The sequence below is a fragment of the Streptomyces sp. NPDC051018 genome, from assembly GCF_044456085.1.
Classification (GTDB): Bacteria; Actinomycetota; Actinomycetes; order Streptomycetales; family Streptomycetaceae; genus Streptomyces.
In genome coordinates, this window is the sequence record NZ_JBITFN010000029.1 from 56034 (window position 1) to 76301 (window position 20268).

Sequence of the window (20268 nt, forward strand, 5' to 3'; positions counted from 1 at the left end):
CGGGCGGCGGACCCGGACCCGGAAGAAGGACAGGGACGGAGCAGGACCGGAGGTAAAAGGGCCGGGCGGGCCGGTCAGGCGCCGGCGGGCTGGCGGACGTTCGCGTTGACCCATTCGACGATGGAGGTCGTCGTGGCTCCGGGGGTGAAGATCTCCGCGACCCCCTTCGCCTTCAGGGGCGCGATGTCCGCCTCGGGGATGATGCCGCCGCCGAAGACCTTGATGTCCTCGGCGTCACGGTCCTTGAGGAGGTCCAGGACCTTCGCGAAGAGGGTGTTGTGGGCGCCCGAGAGGATGGAGAGCCCGATCGCGTCCGCGTCCTCCTGGATCGCGGTGTCGACGATCTGCTCGGGGGTCTGGTGCAGACCGGTGTAGATGACCTCCATGCCCGCGTCCCGCAAGGCACGGGCGATCACTTTGGCCCCGCGGTCGTGACCGTCGAGCCCCGGCTTGGCCACTACTACGCGGATCGGACCGGTCACACCCATCTCTGCCTCCACACGACTGACTCCGCACAGTGAACGATCGTTATCTACAGCATCCCGCACCTGACCGTTTCGCGGTGGGCCGGGAGGGGGAAATCACACATGGGACAAGTTCACTGTGCATCGCTCCCGCACCACGCGACACACCAGTCGCGGCGGGGCGAGCGCAAGGGAGCCGCTTCAGGGCCGTTCCACCGGGCCGCCAGCCGGGCGGTACGGCGGGGTGGCGCCCATGTCGTTCGACCCACCGCCGAGCCGTCGGCACCGGGCCGGGGACGAAGGGGCCCCATGAGGGCACGCGGGGGACGAAGACGTCCCCGGGGTGCCGTACGGAGGTCGGCCCATGAAGGTTCTGCCCTTCCTTCCCCTGAGTCTGAGCCCCGTGGGCATGCTGACCGCAAGCATGGAGACCGTGCGCCGGCTGCGGAATGTGTGCGATCTGCGCGTACCGACGGTGTTGCTGCGCGCCACCGCCCTTGAGCTGGCGATCCTCGCCGGGCATGTACTGCTCTACCCCTCCGGCCTCATCCAGGAGCGCCCGGGCGCGGACCTCTCCCAGGACCCGGGCCCGCCCGGAGGTTCCGGTACACCCCGCCCCCTGGGCGCGCCCCGGGCCTCCGGGAGCCCCCGGAAACGTGACCGGGACCAGGGCACGGACCACCTGGACAAGGCCCGGGAAGACAAGCGGGGCTCCGGGGTGACGGCGGACCGGCACCGGGACCAGGACCGGCACCGGGACCAGGACCGGGTCCGGGATGCCGTCCCGGACCGGAGTACGGCCGGGGCCGCGCCCCCGCCCTCCCGTGGCACCGCCCCCGCCGCCCGGAAGCTGAAGACCGCACCTCCCCGGGCCCGCGGCCCGGAGCACCGGACCAGGAAGACCGCTCCCCTGCCCACCCCCCTGGCGGCCGGCGGCCACCCCGGCCATCCGCCCGTGGTCCTTCTGCACGGCTTCGTCGACAACCGCTCCGTGTTCGTCCTGCTCCGCCGCTCCCTCGCCCGGCACGGCTGGCGCCATCTGGAGTGTCTGAACTACTCCCCCCTCACCTGTGACATCCGCGCCGCCGCCGAGTTGCTCGGGCGGCATATCGAGGAGATTTGCGCCCGCACGGGGCGCAGCGAGGTGGACATCGTCGGGCACAGCCTGGGCGGCCTGATCGCACGTTATTACGCACAGTGTCTGGGCGGTGACCTACGGGTGCGTACGATCGTCACCCTCGGCACCCCGCATTCGGGCACCACTGTCGCCCCGCTGGCCAGCGCACACCCGATCGTGCGCCAGATGCGCCCCGACTCGGATGTGATCGAGGAACTGCGCGGGCCCGCCCCCGACTGCCGGACCCGGTTCGTCAGCTTCTGGAGCGATCTGGACCAGCTGATGACCCCGGTGGAGACGGCACGGGTCGAGCATCCGGACCTGATCACGGAGAATGTGCGGGTCAGCGGCATCGGCCATCTCGCCCTTCCGGTCCACCCGGCGGTCGCGGCCCGGATCCGGCAGTCCCTGGAGGGCAGCGGGTCCGGGACGAGCGCCCCGGGAGTCGTCTCGGTCGCCTGACACGCCGCGAGGCACTCCGGGACACCCCGAGGCGCCCCGGAATCGCCCCCGAGACATCTCGCGCCGCCCCACCGACGGGCCCCGATCGGCCCTTCGCCCACGCCAAGGCCCGCCCCTGAGCCTTACCCCAGGTGACAGAAGGTCGAACGCATTTCGAACGTAGGGCCAAAGCTCTCCCTCCGGCCCCCGAAAGACGCTCGAATGCCCGTTTCCTGACCGCCCAGAACCAGGGGAAGATTGTCGCCGTCGCATACCGCCGGGTACAGTCGCCGCCACTGGTTCCCCTCTGGGACCCGTCTGCTCCATGGCCCCAGATCCAGAGGTCCTGCTGCCGAGGCGAGAGAGAAGTTGGTGAACGACCAGCACGCCCACGCCGGGTACGTCGGCCACGACCAGTACCCCACAGGCAGCTTTGACACCGACCCGCTTTTCGGCGCCCTTCCCGGCGGCCCAGGTGGCTATGAGACCGGGCACAGCGGTCAGTACGACTCCACCACGTGGGACACCGGCTCGCACTGCGCCACCACCGCCGGTTACGGCGCCTACGCCGAGCCCCAGGCAGCCCAGCAGACCTCATCGGCACAGCAGCCGCAGCAGACACCGCAGTTCGCCCCGTACGACACATCGGGCCAGTGGGACGCCACCGCCTGGTGCCAGTCGGCCGGAACCGGAGAGTTCGGAACCGGGGAGTTCCAGGCCGGGGAATTCGAGGCCGGTGCGCTCCAAGCCGGGCAGTTCGAGACCGGGCAGTTCGAGACGGCCGCGGCCACCTTCGCGTACGACGCCACGGGCCAGTGGGAGGCGCCCGCCTTCACGACCGGCCAGTTCGAGAGCGGGCAGTTCGACACCGGCCAGTTCGACGCCGACGCCGCCACCGCCTGGACCACGACGGGGGTGGAGCCGCTCCCCCTCGTACCGCAGCAGTACATGCCCGAGCAGGAGTTCACCGAGTACCGCGGAACCGGTGAGTTCGGCGCCGAGTTCTCCCCGGGTCCGCAGGAGTTCGGCGGCACCCAGGAGTTCGGCCCCGAGCTGATGGGGGAACTCGCACAGCAGACCGGCGCGGAAGCACCCGAGTACGCCGAGGTCCCCGAGTACGGGGAGACATCCGGCTACGGAACGGACTTCGGGACCTCCGCTCCCGGACACCCCTCCTACGAGAACGAACTCGACGGCGAGGGCGACACCGGCTCCGACACGGGCAGCGCCTCCGCCGGCACCGAAGCCGCGGCGACGGCGGATGACGGACCGAGCGGACCCGGCACGGGACTCGACCCGGAGTCCGGCTTCCACGACGGACCCGGCGGCGCGCCCGAGGCGGAGCCCGAACCGGACCGGGAGCCCATCAGGGCGGCCACTCCCGTCACCCCCCGCCCCGTGCGCCGCGCGAGTGGCGGAGCCCGCGGCCGTCGCCGTACTCCCGCGAAACGCTCCGCGCTCCTCACCGTCGCCGTCCCCTCCGCCTGTGTCATGGGCGTCGCGGGCATCGCCGCCGCCTCCGTCGGGGGCATGGGCGAGCCGCCGAAGGAAGACACCACCACGCTGGCCGCCGCCGACGCCTCCTCCGTCACGGAGGTCGCCGCGAACAGCAAGATGGACACCCAGCTCGCCGCACTGAGCGCCGAGGCCCGTGACTTCGGCGACCGCGCCTCCCGCACCCAGGAACGCATCGACCTGAAGGCACGCCAGGAGGCGGAGCGCCAGAAGCGCGAGGAAGAGGCCAAGCGGCGTGAGGCCCTGCGGCCCAAGTTCGCGCTCCCGGTGCAGCAGAAGGGCCTCAGTACGTACTACGGCCAGTCCGGTGTCAACTGGATGGCGTTGCACACGGGTATCGACTTCCCGGTGGCCTACGGCTCCGAGGTCATGGCCGCTACGGACGGCACCGTACGCACCCAGTTCAACAGCGCCTACGGCAATATGGTCATCGTGACCGCGCCCGACGGCACCGAGACCTGGTACTGCCATCTGTCGAGCGCCAAAGTCCGCTCCGGCAAGGTGAAGGCCGGTGACGTCATCGCGTACTCCGGCAACTCCGGCAACTCCACCGGCCCCCACCTCCACTTCGAGGTCCGGCCCGGCGGCGGCTCCACGATCAACCCCCTGACCTGGCTCCAGAGCCACGGCCTCAGCCCGGTCTGATCCAGCGCCGTATCGCCCCCGCCGGCCAGGCCCGCGGTCCCCGTCGGCCCAGGCCGAGGGGCCGGCCGCCGACCTCAACAAACCCCGGCGACGACAACACCACCGCACGGCCCTCGCCGCTGGACCGCGTCCGCGCTGCGCCCTCGGCCATGGGCACCCACCGAACCCTTGGACCGCACCCGACGGTACGCATCCGCCCCGCGCCATCGGCCTCCGCCCGGCAACGAGCCGTAGGTCCTCGCACGGCCCGGAGCCGGTGGATCAGCGGGCGGCCCAAAAAGGAGCAGCCCGCGCTCCGGGCGAACGGCCCGCCGCCTACAGCTTCTCGACCGGCGCGTACCGCAGCAGCAGCCGCTTCGGCTTGGCGCCACCGAAGTCGATCATCGCCTCCGCCGTCTCCGCCCTTCCCGAGACCTCGATCACGGTCCCGAGCCCGAACTGGTCGTGCGTCACACGGTCGCCGACCGCGAGGGAGATCACCGGCTTGTCGGACGCCCCCCGCCGGGTGGCGAACCCGGCGGCGCCGGACGTCCCCGAGCGCCGCGACGACGGCATCGACGGCAGCCGGGAGCCGATACCGGCCGTGGGGCCCGCGGGCGCGGCCATCGGGCCCGTACGCTTCCACTCCAGATGCCGGCCCGGGATCTCCTCCAGAAAGCGGGACGGCGGGTTGTACGAGGGCTGGCCCCAGGCGCTCCGCATCGAGGACCGCGTCAGATACAGCCGCTCACGCGCGCGGGTGATGCCGACGTACGCGAGCCGGCGCTCCTCCTCCAGCTCCTTGGTCTGGCCGAGGGCGCGCATGTGCGGGAAGACACCGTCCTCCATGCCGGTCAGGAACACCACCGGGAATTCGAGGCCCTTGGCGGTGTGCAGGGTCATCAGGGTGATGACACCGGAGCCTTCCTCGTCCTCGTCGGGGATCTGGTCCGAGTCTGCGACGAGCGCGACCTGCTCCAGGAACTCGGCGAGGGTGCCCGTGCCCTCCTCCTCGCCCCGCGCCTGCTCGAACTCCAGGGCCACCGCGGCCAGTTCCTGGAGGTTCTCGATCCGGGTCTCGTCCTGCGGGTCGGTCGACGCCTGGAGTTCGGCGAGATAGCCGGTGCGCTCCAGGACGGCCTCCAGGACCACGGCGGGTCCCGCGCCGGACTCGGTGATCGTCCGCAGGTCCTCCATCAGAACGTTGAAGCGCTTGACCGCGTTCGCGGAGCGGGCCGCCATGCCGTACGCCTCGTCCACGCGCCGCAGCGCCTGGGGGAAGGTGATCTTCTCGCGCAGCGCGAGCGCGTCGATCATCGCCTCCGCCCGGTCGCCGATACCGCGCTTGGGCACATTGAGGATGCGGCGCAGCGGGACGTTGTCCTCGGGGTTGGCCAGGACGCGCAGATAGGCGAGAACGTCCCGGACCTCCTTGCGCTCGTAGAAGCGGACACCGCCGACGACCTTGTAGGGCAGGCCGACGCGGATGAAGATCTCCTCGAAGACACGGGACTGGGCGTTCGTACGGTAGAAGACGGCCACGTCGCCCGCCTTCGCGTCGCCCGCGTCGGTGAGCCGGTCGATCTCGTCGGCGACGAACTGGGCCTCGTCGTGCTCGGTGTCGGCGACATAGCCGGTGATCTGCGCGCCCGCGCCCGCGTTGGTCCACAGGTTCTTGGGGCGGCGGCTCTCATTGCGCTCGATGACGGCGTTGGCGGCGGACAGGATCGTCTGTGTGGAGCGGTAGTTCTGCTCCAGCAGGATGGTCGTCGCCTGGGGGTAGTCCTCCTCGAACTGGAGGATGTTCCGGATGGTCGCCCCGCGGAAGGCGTAGATCGACTGGTCGGCGTCGCCGACGACACACAGCTCGGCGGGCGGCAGATCCTCGTATCCGGTGCCCACCAGTTCGCGTACGAGGGTGTACTGGGCGTGGTTGGTGTCCTGGTACTCGTCGACGAGGACATGACGGAAGCGCCGCCGGTAGTGCTCGGCGACGTCCGGGAACGCCTGGAGGAGATGGACGGTCGTCATGATGATGTCGTCGAAGTCCAGGGCGTTGGCCTCACGCAGCCGCGCCTGGTACATCCGGTACGCCTCGGCGAGCGTCTTCTCGAAGCCGCCCCCGGAGCCGGCGGCCTGGTCGGCGTAACTCTCCTCGTCGATCAGCTCGTTCTTCAGATTAGAGATCTGGGCGCTGAAGGACTTGGGCGGGAACTTCTTGGGATCCAGGTCCAGATCACGGCAGACCAGGGCCATCAGCCGCTTGGAGTCGGCCGCGTCGTAGATCGAGAACGACGAGGTGAAGCCGAGCTTCTTGGACTCGCGGCGCAGGATACGGACGCAGGCGCTGTGGAACGTCGAGACCCACATCGCGTTGGCGCGCGGGCCGACGAGCTGCTCGACGCGCTCCTTCATCTCACCGGCGGCCTTGTTGGTGAAGGTGATCGCCAGTATCTGCCCGGGGTGGACGCTGCGGGTCGCCAGGAGGTGGGCGATCCGGTGGGTGAGCACCCGGGTCTTCCCGGATCCGGCCCCGGCGACGATGAGCAGGGGGGAGCCGGTGTGCACGACGGCGGCGCGCTGCTGTTCGTTCAGCCCGTCGAGCAGGGCTTCGGGGTCCACGACCGTCCGGGGCGCGCCGTCGCGGTGGTACGCGCCTCTGGCGGGGGGTACGTCGAACGCGCCCTGGAAGAGATCGTCCGGAATCTCCTCCCGGGCCGGGCCCCCGGGACCCTCGTGGTCCTCGGGCGGCGGCGGGGGCTCCTCCGGGGTGCGCCGGAGGTTCGCCAGGAAGTCTTCGTCAAAGAGGCTGCTCATCGCTCTCCGAGTTTATGCCTCGGCACTGACAGCCCGCCGCCGCATCGGCCGCGGGGCCGCCGGGAGGCGTCAGGACACGGTGATCACACCGGTACGGCCCGGTCGTTGCGTACTGTACGCACCCGGGGACCGTACGGATACGGGCATACGGACATGCCGCCGGCACGGGCCTCGTGGAGCACGGCCCCGCCCCCGGTGACGGGTCCGGTGAGGCGGGCGGGGGGACGCGGGTCCGGTAAGGCGGGCGGGCTCCGGGCGAGGCGCCTCCGGGCGGGGCAGGCGTGCCGGGCGGGACGGCTCCGGGGAGGCGCGACGGGCATACCGCGGCCGGCACCGCGATACGACCGCCATCACGGCTGCCACCACCACCGCCACGGCCGTGACCAGCGGTGATCGTGTCCTCGTCCGGGTCCCCGGAGGGCGGCTCCGCCGTCACGCGGATACGGTTCCGGGAGCCCCCGCGCCCGCGCACCCGGGGTGGCCGGGCGACCTCTTTCGGTCATCGGCCGGGCGTCCCCGCGCCCGTGCACCCTCGACGCCAAGGTCACAGAAAAGTATCGGGAATATCGAACATCGGCCTTCACCGCGGCCACACGGTTGCTAGCGTGCTCGATCAGGCGGCCCGTACCCCCACGGCGATCCACGCCAAGCGGGCGGCCACGTCGAATTCGGGCTTCCCCCAAGGAAGTTCGAAACCGGGGACCCACCATGCACAACCGGGGTGAATCGGACTGGCCTGAAATGACTGGTCCGTAGGGCGACCTTCCGTTCCGCCCGAACCCGACAGCTAACCCGGTAGGCGGTCAACGGAAGAAGGAGATGCCGGCGTTGGCGTCGCATCGCAAGCCCCGCAGTCTTACCGCGCTCACCTCGAAACCCCTGACGGCCGCCGGTATCACCTCCGCGGCACTCGCGTCCGTCGGTCTGCTGTCGGCGGGGAACGCCTCCGCCGCGCCGGACGCGCCGGAGCCGAAGCCCTCCGTCGAGGAGGTGCAGAAGAAGGTCGACGACCTCTACCGGCAGGCGGGGACCGCGACCCAGGAGTTCAACAGGGCCAAGGAGGCGACCGCCGAGAAGCGGCGCGAGGTGGACCGGCTGCTCGACGACACGGCGAAGCGCGCGGACAGACTGAACGAGTCCCGCCGGACACTCGGCTCCTACGCCGCGGCCCAGTACCGCACGGGCGCGGTCAGCCCGACCGCCGCGCTGATGTTCGCGGACAGCCCGCAGCAGTTCTTCGACCAGAACCACTTGATGGACCGGATGACGGACCGTCAGCGCGAGGTCATAGCCGACTACGAGACCCAGCGGACCGAGGCCGCCGAGCAGCGGGAGCGGGCCGCGCGGAGCCTGGAATCACTCGCGGAGTCGCAGGAGACCCTGCGCAACGGCAAGCAGCGGGTGCAGGCGAAGCTGGCCGAGGCGCGCTCGCTGCTGTCGAAGCTGACGGCCGAGGAGAAGGCCCGGCTCGCGGCGATCGAGCGCGAGAAGGAGGCCGAGGCCCGCCGCCGGGCCGAGGCCAAGGCCGAGCAGGAGGCCCGGGAGCGGCAGCGGGCTCAGGAGGAGCGCAAGCGCCTGGAGAAGCAGCGCGAGCAGAGCGGGCAGCCCGGCAGCGGCACGGGCTCCGGCACGGGAAGCGGCTCCGGTACGGGATCCGGCTCGGGTACGGGCCAGGGGTCACGGCCGGGACCGGGCTCCGGCAGCTCCACCGCCAAGGCCGGCAAGGTCCTCTCCTTCGCCCGCGCCCAGCTCGGCAAGCCGTACGTCTGGGGCGCGGCCGGGCCCAGCTCGTACGACTGCTCCGGGCTGACACAGGCGGCCTGGAAGTCGGCGGGCGTGACCCTCCCGCGCACCACCTGGGACCAGGTGAAGACCGGCACCCGGGTGGCGACCAAGGATCTGCGCCCCGGTGACCTGGTCTTCTTCTACGACGACACCAGCCATGTCGGTATCTACACGGGCGGCGGCAAGATGATCCACGCGCCGAAACCCGGCGCGAAGGTCCGCGAGGAGTCGATCTTCTCCATGCCGATCCACAGCAGCGTGCGCCCCGCCTGACGCCGGCGCGTGCCCGGGACCGGTCGCGGTCGGATCCGCCCGTACACCGTCGTCCGTAGATACCCGCGTATGCCCGCGCAGGCCCGCGGACGTCCGTGCCCCTCGCCTCGCCGTGCCCGCGGCGGGGCGGCTCAGGTCCAGAGGGTCGCGATGAAGATGTTCACCATCGTGAGGCCGCCGACCGCGCCGAACAGGGCCTTGTCCACCGTTTCCTCGTCCCGCTTGACGTACACCAGGCCCAGGATCACCACCAGCACCGCCATCTTGACGCCGATCTTGACGTTGTTGACCGTCTGGTCGTCCGCCTGGTTCAGCCCGACCAGCGCCACTCCCGTGACCAGCATCGTCAGCGCGCCGTGGAGCATGCCCGGGGTGAAGCGGGCCGTGCCCTGCCCCATCGTCTTCATCTGGGTGAGGAAGCCGCCCAGCAGGGCCGCGATGCCGATGATGTGCAGGGCCACGAAGACATTGATGAGTACGTCCATGTGGCGGAGCCTAACCTCCCCATTTCGCCCCTCTCAGGGCAGGTGACCCTCAGCCGGGACCTCGGCCGTGGAGCCCGTGACCCTCACCCCGGACATCGGCCCTGGAACCCGTGATCCCCACCGGCGCCCAGGCCCCGGAGCCCGTGGGCCTTCCCGGAGCAACGGCGTCCGGGAGGCCGCCCGGGACATCGGCGGGGCCGCCCCCGGGTGTCCGCCGCGCCCCGCTCCCGCCGCCCCGGTCCGCCAGGCCCATCCGCCGCGTCAGCCACTCGAAGAGATACGGGACCTGCGCCTTCCACACCCAGGTCGAGTGCCCGCCCTTGACGGCCCGCAGATCCACCCTCGTCGGCGGCTCGGCCTCCGCCCTGAGCGCGAGACCGGGCAGATAGCCGTCCGCGCCCTGCCCCACCGCCAGCAGGGAAACGGGAGGCGGTTCCGCCGCCGCCCGCAGAATGTTCAGAACGTCGTTCTCACGGCGCAGCTCCGGATCGTCCCCGGTGAGCGAGGACTGCTCCGCGGCCGGATCGTTGTAGCCGGACAGGCTGACGGCGGCGGAGTAGCGGTCGGGGTGGGCGAGGGCCAGCTCGGCCGCGCCGTGCCCGCCCGAGGAGTAGCCCGCGATGGCCCAGCCTCCGGGGGCCAGGGAGACCCGGAAGTTGTCGGCGACCATCCTGCGTACGTCGACGCTGAGCCAGCTGTCCGCGTTGATCCTGCCCGGGATGTTCGCGTACCCGTGGTCCCGCGCGCCCAGCAGCATCGTGCAGGGCGCGACCAGGATGAACGGCGCGACCCTGCCCGACGCGATCAGCGGCTCGATCTGCTGGGGAGCCTTCAGCTTGGTGAACCAGTTCTTCGAGGAGCCGGGGAAGCCCGGAAGCAGTTCAACGACGGGGAACGTCCTGTTCCGGTGGGCGGGTTCGCCGTACTGCGGCGGCAGCCAGATCTGGACCTCGCCCTCCACACCCGAGATCCCGCCCCGCAGATGGGTGCGGAGCATCTCACCGCCGGTTCCGGAGCCCGTCACCTTCTCGAAGTCCTGGCGCAGCGGCGGCAGCGAGGAGAAGCGCCTGCCGCCGGTTCCGTCCGGCCCGAGGTCGGCGGCCCGGTCCACATGGCTCGACATACCGAGAAGATCCTCCCAGCTGTCGTACAGACCATGGGAGTCGTTGACCGTGACGAAGACCAGCAGCACGGCCGTGGCCTGGGCGAAGACCACCATGAGCAGCCGGTACGCACACCGTACGGGCGCGGGGCCGCGGACCCGGCTCCACAGCGGCAGCGGAAGCAGCACGGCGATCACGGCCAGCGCCGTCGTGATCGCGAAGAAGGTGCTCCCCGTCAGATTCATTGCGTACGACAAGAGGTGATCGGCGGTAGGTGAACGACAGGAGACGAACACCGCGTGGACGGTTGTCCGGCTCCGTCCCGCCCGGCCCGTGCGAACGGGCCGCGCACGCGCGGACACGACCACGACCACCGTGCCGGCCATGGTCGGCACGGCGAGCACGGCGAGCACGGCGAGCACGGTCAGCGCGGCCGACACGGCGCCCGGGCCACGGCGACGACCGCGACCACGGCCCCGGTCACGCGCGTACCCGCACCGCGGCCGCGGTCACGCCGCACATGCCAAACGTGCGACACATGACATACAGCCATTTACGGGATGAAACGGACGGACGCTCCGAAGCGTCGGCCAATTCGCCCCGTCACACCAGCCGACGCGCCGTGGCCCACCTGGTCAGCTCATGACGGTTCGACAGCTGGAGCTTGCGCAGCACCGCCGACACATGGGACTCGACCGTCTTGACGGAGATGAAGAGCTGCTTGGCGATCTCCTTGTACGCGTAGCCACGGGCGATCAGGCGCAGTACTTCCCGTTCGCGCTGGGTGAGCCGGTCGAGATCCTCGTCGACCGGGGGCGCGTCCGTCGACGCGAAGGCGTCGAGCACGAACCCCGCGAGCCGGGGCGAGAACACGGCGTCGCCGTCCTGCACCCGGAAGACGGAGTCCACCAGGTCCGCACCCGTGATCGTCTTGGTGACATAGCCCCGGGCACCGCCCCGGATCACCCCGATCACATCCTCCGCCGCGTCCGACACGGACAGCGCGAGAAACCGTACGGGATTCTCGGAGGCCGCCATCAGCGAGGCGCAGCGCCGCAGCACCTCGACCCCGCCGCCGCCGGGAAGGTGGACGTCCAGCAGGACGACCTCGGGACGGGTCGCCGTGATGACGGTGACCGCCTGGTCCACATCGGCGGCCTCCCCGACGACCTCGACGCCGGTGACGTCGGTCCGGCCGATCTCCGCCTGCACTCCCGTACGGAACATCCGGTGGTCGTCGACGAGCACGACCCGCACCCGCCGTCCGGCCGCGCCCTCGTCCTGTCCGGTCTCTTCGGCCGTCATCCGCCGTCCTCCCTCTCCATCCTCAGCTCCACTTCCGTGCCCTCCCCGGGCGCCGTGGTGAGCCGCGCCGTCCCGCCGTACCGCTGCATCCGGCCGATGATCGATTCCCTGACGCCCATTCTGTCGCGGGGCACGGAGTCCGGATCGAAGCCCGGCCCCCGGTCCCGGACGGAGACGAAGACCGTACGGCCCTCGACCTCGGCGAAAACCTGGACGGCGCCTCCCCGGCCACCGTACTTGGCCGCGTTCACCATCGCCTCACGCGCGGCCTGCATACATGCGGCCAGTTTCTCGTCGAGCGGGCAGTCGCCGACGACCACCACCTCCAGCGGGACGCCGTGCTGGTCCTCGACCTCGGCGGCGGCCTTCTTCACCGCCTCCGCGAGGGTGTCGGGCTCCTCGTCCTCCTCCTTGCCGGTGCCCTCCGGCTTGTACAGCCAGTTCCTCAGCTCGCGCTCCTGGGCACGGGCGAGACGGCGCACCTCCCCGGCGTCGTCCGCGTTCCGCTGGATCAGGGTGAGGGTGTGCAGCACGGAGTCATGGACATGGGCGGCGACCTCGGCGCGCTCCTGGGCGCGGATGCGCATCGTCCGCTCCTCGGTGAGGTCCTGGGTCATCCGTACCAGCCAGGGCCCGGCGAGCAGCGCGACCCCCGCGATGACGGCGATCGCGGCGGTGAGGACATTGCCGAGCTGGGCGGCGGACCCGCGGACGACGATGAAGACCGCGAGGCCCATACCGACCAGCGCCACCCCGGCGAGGCTCCGGGCCAGTTGGAAGAGCCGCAGCCGGCGGGTGTCCGCCTCGGTCCAGCTCGCACGGCGGGCGTTGTCCGCCTGGCGCCAGACCAGGATCACGCCCGCGCCGGTCAGCAGCATCGGCCAGACATAGCGGTTGGCGCTGCTGGAGTTGTCGAGGTCGCCGATGAAGATCGCGCCGCCGATGAGCAGCGCGATCATCGCGACCATCTGGCCCTTGTCGGGCTTGCGGAGCCGCCGTCTGCCGTCGTCCGTGAACTCGAAGAGGGAGCGCGGCTCGGCGGTCCGCCCGCCGACGCCGAGCGGGACGACGACCCAGAACACCGCGTACAGCAGAATGCCGAGACCCTCGGTCATCACCAGAGCGAGGAAGACCAGACGCACCCAGATGACGGGCAGCCCCAGATGACCGGCGAGCCCGCGCGCCACACCGCCGAGAAGCCGGCCGTCGGCGCTGCGGTACAGCTTGCGCAGCGGTACGTCCTCGGACGCGGGAGCGCGCGAGGACGCGGCGGATCGTGGCATGGCGACGGGCATGACCCGATCGTCACACGGGATGACGGGCGCGGGGTATCAGGGTCGCCCCCCAATTGGATATCAGGGAAGCTCCAGGGTCACCTCGGGTGCCGTGCCGCGCGGACGCCCGTCACCATGGGGGTATGACTCAGCCGACCTCCACCGAGACGCTCCGGGCCCCGGCCCCGGGCGGCGGCCCGCGCCGCGCCGCGCCGTCTCACGACGGCCCGCGCCGGATCACCGCAGATCGGATTCCCGTCCGAGGGGTCACGGCACACGGGGTCGCCCTTCGACGGATCACCGCGGCCCCGGAGGCCACCACTGCCCCGGGGGCGGCCGAGCTCACCCGGGCCACCGCCCGCGGGGCAACCGCACATCAGGCCGCCGTACCCGGGCTCACCGTTCGCCGGGCCACCACCGCCCCGGGGGCCACCACCGCCCCGGGGGCCACCACTGCCCCGGGGGCCGCCGAACCCACCCGGGCCACCACCGCCCCGGCGGTCACCGCCCCCCGGCCCCTCGCCCCCCGGCGGGTGTGCGCATGACCGGGCCGACCGCTCCGGCCGGAACCACCGAGGTACGCCCCGACGGACCCGGCGGACCCAGCGCCCCGCCGCTGCGCCGGGATCCCCGCCACAAGGCGCTGGCCGGTGTCTGCGCCGGGCTCGGGCGGCACTGCGACATCGACCCGGTGATCTTCCGGATCGTGATCGGCGTGCTCTCGGTGGCCGGCGGCCTCGGTCTGATCTTCTACGGCTTCGCCTGGCTGCTGATCCCCATGGAGGACGAGGACGAGAGCGAGGTCCGCCGGCTGCTGTCGGGGCGGGTCGACGGCGCGGCGCTCACCGCGGTCTTCCTCGCGCTGATCGGCTGCGGGATCTTCCTGACGATGCTGAACAGCAGAGGAGCGCTCGCGTTCACCGCTCTGCTGTCGCTCGCGATCGCGGGCGCGAGCGTGTGGTCCCAGCGCCGCCGCGGCGCTCCCTCCGACGCCCCGCTGGACCCTGCGACGGCGCACGCCGTGGCCGACGCGCCCCCCGAGACGAAGGCCCCGCCCGCCCCGGACAGCCCGTCGTGGTGGCGGGACCCGATCGTCAAGGACGGTACGACGGGTCCGGTGCCGTCGGGGTATCTGTGGGGCCCCGACGACGCGGCGGACGCGAGTACGGACAAGCCCATGCCCTGGTACCGCAGCGGCGGCCCGCTCCGCCGGGAGCGCGCCCGCGGCCCGCGCGGCATCGGAAGCACGCTCTTCGGCCTCGCGGTCGTCGCCTGCTTCCTGGGCACCCGGCTGAGCTGGGACGGCAACCCGCTGGGCACGAGCCTGCAGATCGGGCTGGCCTGCGCGCTGGGGGTGTTCGGCGCCGGGATGGCCGTCAGCTCGGTGCTGGGCCGCACCGGCGTGGGTACGACGCTGATGACCATGGTCACGGCCGTACTGCTGGCGGGCGCCGCCGCGCTCCCCAAGACCATCAGCACCCAGTGGGTGGACACCTCCTGGGCACCGGCCACCGTCGCCGCCGTCGAGCCGCGGTACGACCTGGGCTCGGGGGTGGCGACCCTCGATCTGTCGGCGCTCAAGGTCCCGGCGGGGCAGACCGTGACCACCCGCGCCGACCTCGGAGCGGGCCAATTGAAGGTCGTCCTGCCGAAGGACGCGCGGGTCACCCTGCTGGCCGAGACGGGCATCGGCGACATCCGGCTGCCCGGGGACACGCCGAACGACATCGACGTCGCCATCGGCCAGGAGCGGAAGCAGACCCTGCCCGCGCCGAAGGGCGCGAAGCCCTCGGGTGTCCTGGATCTGCATCTGGAAGTGAGCCTCGGACAGGTGGAGGTGAGCCGTGAGGCGTCCTGACCCTCTGAAGCGGATCGGCGGACCGACCCGCAGGCGCGGTGCCCCGGTCCGGCCGGGCACGGACCCGGACGACCCCGGCCCCGCGCTCGTCCACGGCTTCAGACCCGGCAAGGTGGTCGCGGGCGCGGCCGCACTCACGGCGGCCCTGCTCTACGCGGGTGACGCGGCCGATGCCTGGGCGATCCCCTGGTACGTGGTCTTCCCGGTGGTCTTCGGCGGACTGTTCCTGGCCGCCGTGGTGGGCGTCGCCGACTACGGCATCCGCCGCCGCCGTTCGGCGATCCACGCGTCGAGCGAGAACATCGGCGCCCCTGCGAGCACCAGCGGCAGCCAGCCCATCAGATAGACAAGATCATTTCCGTAGTAGTACGGATCCGCCTGCCAGCTGATCGTCAGCCACAGGCTCAGCGAGATCAGGGCCCCGCCGAGCGCGGCGATCCGCGCCAGCAGGCCGATGAGGGTGCCGACGCCGACGGCCACCTCGCCGAGGGCGATCGCGTAACCGAAGCCCTCGGGGTTCCTGAGCGCCAGATCGACCAGCTGGGGCACGGCGGAGAGATCGCGCACACCGCGCATCAGCGCCCCGATGGAGTCCTCGCCGGTGGCCGCCAGGAACCGGCTGTCCGTGAGCTTGTCGATCCCGGCGTAGATGAAGGTCACCCCGAGGAAGATGCGCAGGGGGAGCAGGGCGTACCGGCCCGCCCTCTCCCGCAGACCGCCGCCTTCCGGCTGGCCGCCGTCGATCGTGCCGTACCCGGCTGTCGTCCTGTATGTGTGCGCCATCGCTGGTTCCTCCTCCGGTGAGCGCGTCCGACCCGTCGAATGACCATACGTATCGCGGTGCCGTCGGACTCATCGGCCCGGGCGGCGATTCGCTGAAGGGGTCTCAGGGCTGCCCCTGAGCCCCGGGAGTCGCCTGGCACCACTGCTGCCACAGGGGCTGATAGCTGATCCAGGCGACCAGATCGGTGCCGAGCTGCTCCCTGGTCGCCACCGCGTGGCGGTGTTCGATCTGGACTGTCCTGCCCGCCGCGCGTGCCGTCAGCTGTATCTGTGCGCAGCGCTCCATCGAGATGAACCACCACGCCGCCGCGTCGACCGAATCCCCCACGGTCAGCAGCCCGTGATTGCGCAGGACGACGGCTTTGTACGACCCGAGGGCCTCCGCGATCCGCCGCCCCTCCTCCTCGTCGACGGCCACTGAGGTGTACGCGTCGACCAGCGCGTGGTCCTCGTAGAACGCGCACGCCTCCTGGGTGATCGGTTCGATCAGCTCCCCCAGCGCGGCGAGCGCGCGCCCGTGGAGCGAGTGCGTGTGCGCGACGGCGACGACCTCGGGCCGCGCCCGGTGGACCTGGGCGTGTACGGCGAAGGCGGCCTGGTTGATGTGGTGACGCCCGGAGAGGACCCGCCCCCGTTCATCGACGAGGACGAGATCGGCGGCGGTCAGCCCGGCGAAGGGGACGCCGAAGGGGTTCACCCAGAAACAGCCGGTGAACTCGGGGTCCCGTGCGGTGATGTGACCGGACACCCCGTCCTCGTATCCCAGCCGCCCGAAGATCCGCAGCGCCCCGGCGAGCCGCTCCTTGCGGTGGGCACGCTCGTCCTCCGGGGACTCGTGCACGGGTGGCAGGGCGAACCGCAGCTGGTCGACCGGTACCGGGAGGGGGGCTGGCGTCTCAGTCATGCGCGGAAGGTAGCGCGCGTTACCGCAGGTGAACAGAGACGTGCGGGATCAATCGCCCCGGGGGCGGCGCCGGTTGACCGCGGTGAGGTCGATGTCGATGTCGAAGGGGGCGGTGAGCTTGAGCCGGTCGTGGTGGATGCCGTTGGGAACGTACGACTCGGTGGAGGGGTCCAGCTCGTAGACGTACACGATCGGCAGGCCGTCGTTCTCCTCCACCCGCCAGAGGTGGGGAATCCCGGCGGCGGCGTACTTCCGGGGCTTCACCTCGCGGTCACGTGCCTGTGAGTCCGGGGAGACGACCTCGACGGCGAGCACGACGTCCTCGGGGGCGTACCAGGTTTGGCCGGGGCCGGTGTCCGCCTCGGCCCGGTACACCAGGATGTCGGGCTCCGGACGGTTGTGGAGATCCAGCTTGATCGTCATCTCACGGTCGACGTCGAGGTGATCGGGAATCTGCGCCAGGAGGCTGCTCTCCAACAGATACATCATCCGCGCGTGGAACTTGCGTTGCGGACTCCTGAAGACGAGGCTCCCGTCGATCAGCTCCGTATGCGGAGGAAGGTCCAGAAGCCCGTCGAGGTCGTCCGCCGTCCAGCCGCCCGGAGGCGGAACCGGATAGTTCCAGAACCGCTCATCCGGTTCGTTCTCAGGTGCGGCGCTCGTGTTTGCTCCCATGGGACAGAGTTTCGCCTCCGCGGTCGCGCACCCGGCCCATAGGACAATGCCGCCACCCACACGCGTGAGCGACGGCATCGAACATTGACGGCAGTCCCGCAAGAAATCCCGAAGAAATCCCGGAGGGGTTCTTTGGGGACTACTCCCACTCGATCGTGCCCGGCGGCTTGCTGGTCACGTCCAGGACCACGCGGTTCACATCGGCGACCTCGTTGGTGATCCGGGTGGAGATCTTCGCGAGCACGTCGTACGGCATCCGCGTCCAGTCCGCCGTCATCGCGTCCTCGGAGGAGACGGGACGGAGCACGATCGGGTGGCCGTACGTACGGCCGTCGCCCTGGACGCCGACACTGCGGACGTCCGCGAGCAGGACCACCGGGCACTGCCAGATGTCACGGTCGAGACCGGCGGCCGTCAGCTCCTCACGGGCGATGGCGTCGGCCTCGCGCAGCAGGTCCAGCCGCTCGCGCGTGACGTCACCGACGATACGGATGCCGAGGCCGGGGCCCGGGAAGGGCTGGCGCTGGACGATCTCCTCCGGCAGGCCCAGCTCCTGGCCGACCATCCGGACCTCGTCCTTGAAGAGCTTGCGCAGCGGCTCGACGAGCTGGAACTCCAGGTCCTCGGGCAGTCCGCCCACATTGTGGTGGGACTTGATGTTCGCCGTACCGGTGCCGCCGCCGGACTCGACGACGTCCGGGTAGAGCGTGCCCTGGACGAGGAAGGCGACCTCCTCGCCGTCGGCCGCGCCCTCCGCGACGATCTCGGCCTGCGCCTGCTCGAAGACGCGGATGAACTCCCGGCCGATGATCTTCCGCTTCTGCTCCGGGTCGGAGACCCCGGCCAGGGCGGTGAGGAACCGCTCCTCGGCGTCGACGACCTTCAGCTGAACGCCCGTGGCGGCCACGAAGTCCTTCTCGACCTGCTCGGTCTCGCCCTTGCGCATCAGCCCGTGGTCGACGTACACACAGGTCAGCTGGGAGCCGATGGCCTTCTGGACGAGCGCGGCGGCCACGGCGGAGTCGACGCCCCCGGAGAGTCCGCAGATGGCGCGCTTGGTGCCGACCTGCTCGCGGATGGCCGCGACCTGCTCCTCGATGACGTTCCCGGTGGTCCAGTTCGGCTCGATGCCGGCGCCCCGGTAGAGGAAGTGCTCCAGGACCTGCTGGCCGTAGGTGGAGTGCATCACCTCGGGGTGGTGCTGCACGCCGTACAGCTTCTTCTGGTCGTTCTCGAAGGCCGCGACCGGCACGACGTCGGTGGACGCGGTGACGGTGAAGCCCTCGGGCGCGGCGGAGCAGGCGTCGCCGTGCGACATCCACACGGGCTGCTCGGCCGGGGTGCCCTCGAAGAGCGTGGAGTTCGTCCTGGACACGTGCAGCGCGGTACGCCCGTACTCCCGCGCGCCCGTGTTGTCGACCGTGCCGCCGAGCGCCGTCGCCATCAGCTGGAAGCCGTAGCACATGCCGAAGACGGGGACCCCGGCCTCGAAGATCTCCCGGTCCAGGCGGGGTGCGGCCTCCGCGTAGACGGACGAGGGGCCGCCGGAGAGGATGATCGCCCGCGGGTTCCTGGCCAGCATCTCGGCCACGGGCATCGAGGACGGGACGATCTCGCTGTAGACCCGGGCCTCACGGACTCGGCGGGCGATGAGCTGGGCGTACTGCGCGCCGAAGTCGACGACGAGGACGACATCCGGGGTGCCCGGGGTGTCCGGCGTGGTGTTGTCGGGCGCGGCAGCGGGGGACGCTGATGACACTGGCGGCCTTCCGGCGGGATGGGGCGGGGGGTCGGTTTTTCCGATTCTACTTGGGGGCGGGGGGTGACCTCTCCGGGTACGGGAGGTCACCGGGCTCGAACCGGGTCGCGGGCGGACGTCTCGGCGGGGCGGACGTCTCATCGGGTCGGACGTCTCATCGGGTCGGACGTCTTGTCGGGGCGGGAGGCGGTGCGGGGCGGCGGCGGGTGCGGGGCCGGGGGGTGCGGGGCCGGGGGGTGCGTACGGGCGCCGGGTCCGGGTGGGGGGCCAGGCGGTGTGCGGGGCCAGAGCGGTGTGCGCACGGGCGCCGGGCCCGGGTGGGGGCGGTGCGTCGGGCCCCGGGTGGGGCTGCGCGGGTGCGTCTCACGATCCGAACCCCGCTTTGTCCGTAGGGCGGACCCGGGGCCATACTGTCCGCATGCGTCAGCAGCAGAGCTTCGTCTTTACCTATGGCACCCGGCCCGTCCGGCTGCCATGGTCGTGCTGCTTGAGCCACTGACAAGCGACTTCCCAGGCGCCCCGGGCCGACAAGGCCCGGGGCGCTCTGTCGTTTCCGGACCTTGCGACCGGGGGCCGCCCGAGGACCGGATACGAGGAGCCACCCGATGATCATGAACACCGGCACGAACACCAGCGTGAACCCGAGCACCGGCACGGCCTCGGGGAACCCGAGGCCCGCCGCCGCGGACACCGGCGCCCGTACCGAGGAGGCGGCGGACGTGATCGCCTCCGCCCGTGAGCGGATCGACGCGCTCGACGACCGGATCATCGGTCTCGTGCACGAGCGGATGGCGATCTCCTCGGTCGTCCAGGAGGCCCGGATCTCCTCGGGTGGGCGCCGGGTCAGCCTCTCCCGTGAGATGGAGGTCCTCGGCCACTTCCGCGACGCCCTCGGAAAGCCGGGCACCTCGCTGGCCATGACGCTGCTGGAACTGTGCAGGGGCCGGATCTGAGGCCCGGCGGCCGGGGCCGCAACTGAGTTCGGATCCGCTCTCACCCGTACGGAGCGTGACCGCGGGCGACGGGGCTTCGTTGGTCCCGATGTCCGTGCCAGCCAGGGGCGGCCCCGCAGGAAAACCACGCGTG

General features: G+C 71.2%; 16 protein-coding genes and 1 riboswitch. Of the genes, 6 read left to right on the forward strand and 10 right to left on the reverse strand.

Going from position 1 to position 20268, the window contains the following annotated elements; translation table 11 throughout:
• Positions 1–74: 74 nt before the first annotated feature.
• On the reverse strand, positions 75–488 hold the full coding sequence (locus ACIBCM_RS32525; RefSeq protein ID WP_389267352.1) for a cobalamin B12-binding domain-containing protein: 414 nt from the start codon (positions 486–488) through the stop codon (positions 75–77).
• Between the two features lie 400 nt (positions 489–888).
• Here ACIBCM_RS32525 and ACIBCM_RS32530 point away from each other — a divergent pair, with 400 nt between their 5' ends.
• Together ACIBCM_RS32530 and ACIBCM_RS32535 are read left to right on the forward strand one after the other, a co-directional pair.
• Positions 889–2043 carry an alpha/beta fold hydrolase gene (locus ACIBCM_RS32530; protein WP_399249632.1) on the forward strand — a complete coding sequence of 385 codons (1155 nt, stop codon included), beginning with the start codon at positions 889–891 and terminating at the stop codon, positions 2041–2043.
• A gap of 351 nt (positions 2044–2394) precedes the next feature.
• Complete coding sequence (locus ACIBCM_RS32535; RefSeq protein WP_399249601.1) at positions 2395–4182, forward strand: peptidoglycan DD-metalloendopeptidase family protein; 1788 nt, start codon at positions 2395–2397, stop codon at positions 4180–4182.
• A 315-nt stretch (positions 4183–4497) separates the two neighbouring features.
• Here ACIBCM_RS32535 and pcrA read toward each other — a convergent pair whose 3' ends face one another.
• Positions 4498–6978, reverse strand: coding sequence for a DNA helicase PcrA (gene pcrA / locus ACIBCM_RS32540; protein ID WP_399249603.1), 2481 nt, complete (start codon positions 6976–6978; stop codon positions 4498–4500).
• Between the two features lie 650 nt (positions 6979–7628).
• Positions 7629–7796: riboswitch (cyclic di-AMP (ydaO/yuaA leader) on the forward strand.
• A 1-nt stretch (position 7797) separates the two neighbouring features.
• Here pcrA and ACIBCM_RS32545 point away from each other — a divergent pair.
• A complete protein-coding gene (locus ACIBCM_RS32545) occupies positions 7798–9036 on the forward strand; it encodes an NlpC/P60 family protein (protein ID WP_399249604.1) in 1239 nt (412 codons plus the stop codon).
• A 131-nt stretch (positions 9037–9167) separates the two neighbouring features.
• Here ACIBCM_RS32545 and ACIBCM_RS32550 read toward each other — a convergent pair whose 3' ends face one another.
• The 4 genes from ACIBCM_RS32550 to ACIBCM_RS32565 all read right to left on the reverse strand — a co-directional run bounded on the left by ACIBCM_RS32550 (position 9168) and on the right by ACIBCM_RS32565 (position 13224).
• On the reverse strand, positions 9168–9521 hold the full coding sequence (locus ACIBCM_RS32550) for a hypothetical protein (protein ID WP_399249606.1): 354 nt from the start codon (positions 9519–9521) through the stop codon (positions 9168–9170).
• 49 nt (positions 9522–9570) lie between these two features.
• The gene (locus ACIBCM_RS32555; protein WP_399249608.1) at positions 9571–11064 is read right to left on the reverse strand and encodes an alpha/beta hydrolase; all 1494 of its coding nucleotides are present in this window, start codon (positions 11062–11064) and stop codon (positions 9571–9573) included.
• A gap of 163 nt (positions 11065–11227) precedes the next feature.
• Positions 11228–11929, reverse strand: coding sequence for a LuxR C-terminal-related transcriptional regulator (locus ACIBCM_RS32560; RefSeq protein WP_399249609.1), 702 nt, complete (start codon positions 11927–11929; stop codon positions 11228–11230).
• On the reverse strand, positions 11926–13224 hold the full coding sequence (locus ACIBCM_RS32565) for a PspC domain-containing protein (RefSeq protein WP_399249611.1): 1299 nt from the start codon (positions 13222–13224) through the stop codon (positions 11926–11928). Before ACIBCM_RS32565 ends, ACIBCM_RS32560 begins: the two co-directional genes overlap by 4 nt.
• A gap of 520 nt (positions 13225–13744) precedes the next feature.
• Between ACIBCM_RS32565 and ACIBCM_RS32570 the strand changes: the two genes are divergently transcribed.
• Together ACIBCM_RS32570 and ACIBCM_RS32575 are read left to right on the forward strand one after the other, a co-directional pair.
• Positions 13745–15061 (forward strand): PspC domain-containing protein, encoded by a 1317-nt coding sequence (locus tag ACIBCM_RS32570; RefSeq protein WP_399249613.1) that lies wholly within the window; start codon positions 13745–13747, stop codon positions 15059–15061.
• Positions 15048–15407 carry a hypothetical protein gene (locus ACIBCM_RS32575; protein WP_399249614.1) on the forward strand — a complete coding sequence of 120 codons (360 nt, stop codon included), beginning with the start codon at positions 15048–15050 and terminating at the stop codon, positions 15405–15407. Before ACIBCM_RS32570 ends, ACIBCM_RS32575 begins: the two co-directional genes overlap by 14 nt.
• Here ACIBCM_RS32575 and ACIBCM_RS32580 read toward each other — a convergent pair.
• The 4 genes from ACIBCM_RS32580 to guaA all read right to left on the reverse strand — a co-directional run bounded on the left by ACIBCM_RS32580 (position 15314) and on the right by guaA (position 19182).
• Positions 15314–15844 carry a DoxX family protein gene (locus ACIBCM_RS32580; protein ID WP_399249616.1) on the reverse strand — a complete coding sequence of 177 codons (531 nt, stop codon included), beginning with the start codon at positions 15842–15844 and terminating at the stop codon, positions 15314–15316. The two genes, ACIBCM_RS32575 and ACIBCM_RS32580, sit on opposite strands and share 94 nt — an antisense overlap.
• Before the next feature lie 103 nt (positions 15845–15947).
• Positions 15948–16748, reverse strand: a complete 801-nt coding sequence (locus ACIBCM_RS32585) for a class II aldolase/adducin family protein (protein ID WP_399249618.1) — start codon at positions 16746–16748, stop codon at positions 15948–15950.
• Positions 16749–16796: 48 nt separating this feature from the next.
• Positions 16797–17423, reverse strand: a complete 627-nt coding sequence (locus tag ACIBCM_RS32590) for a Uma2 family endonuclease (RefSeq protein WP_399249620.1) — start codon at positions 17421–17423, stop codon at positions 16797–16799.
• Between the two features lie 139 nt (positions 17424–17562).
• Positions 17563–19182 (reverse strand): glutamine-hydrolyzing GMP synthase, encoded by a 1620-nt coding sequence (guaA, locus tag ACIBCM_RS32595; RefSeq protein ID WP_399249621.1) that lies wholly within the window; start codon positions 19180–19182, stop codon positions 17563–17565.
• Between the two features lie 611 nt (positions 19183–19793).
• On the opposite strand from guaA, the gene ACIBCM_RS32600 reads away from it, so the two are divergent.
• The gene (locus ACIBCM_RS32600; protein ID WP_399249634.1) at positions 19794–20135 is read left to right on the forward strand and encodes a chorismate mutase; all 342 of its coding nucleotides are present in this window, start codon (positions 19794–19796) and stop codon (positions 20133–20135) included.
• Positions 20136–20268: the final 133 nt, after the last annotated feature.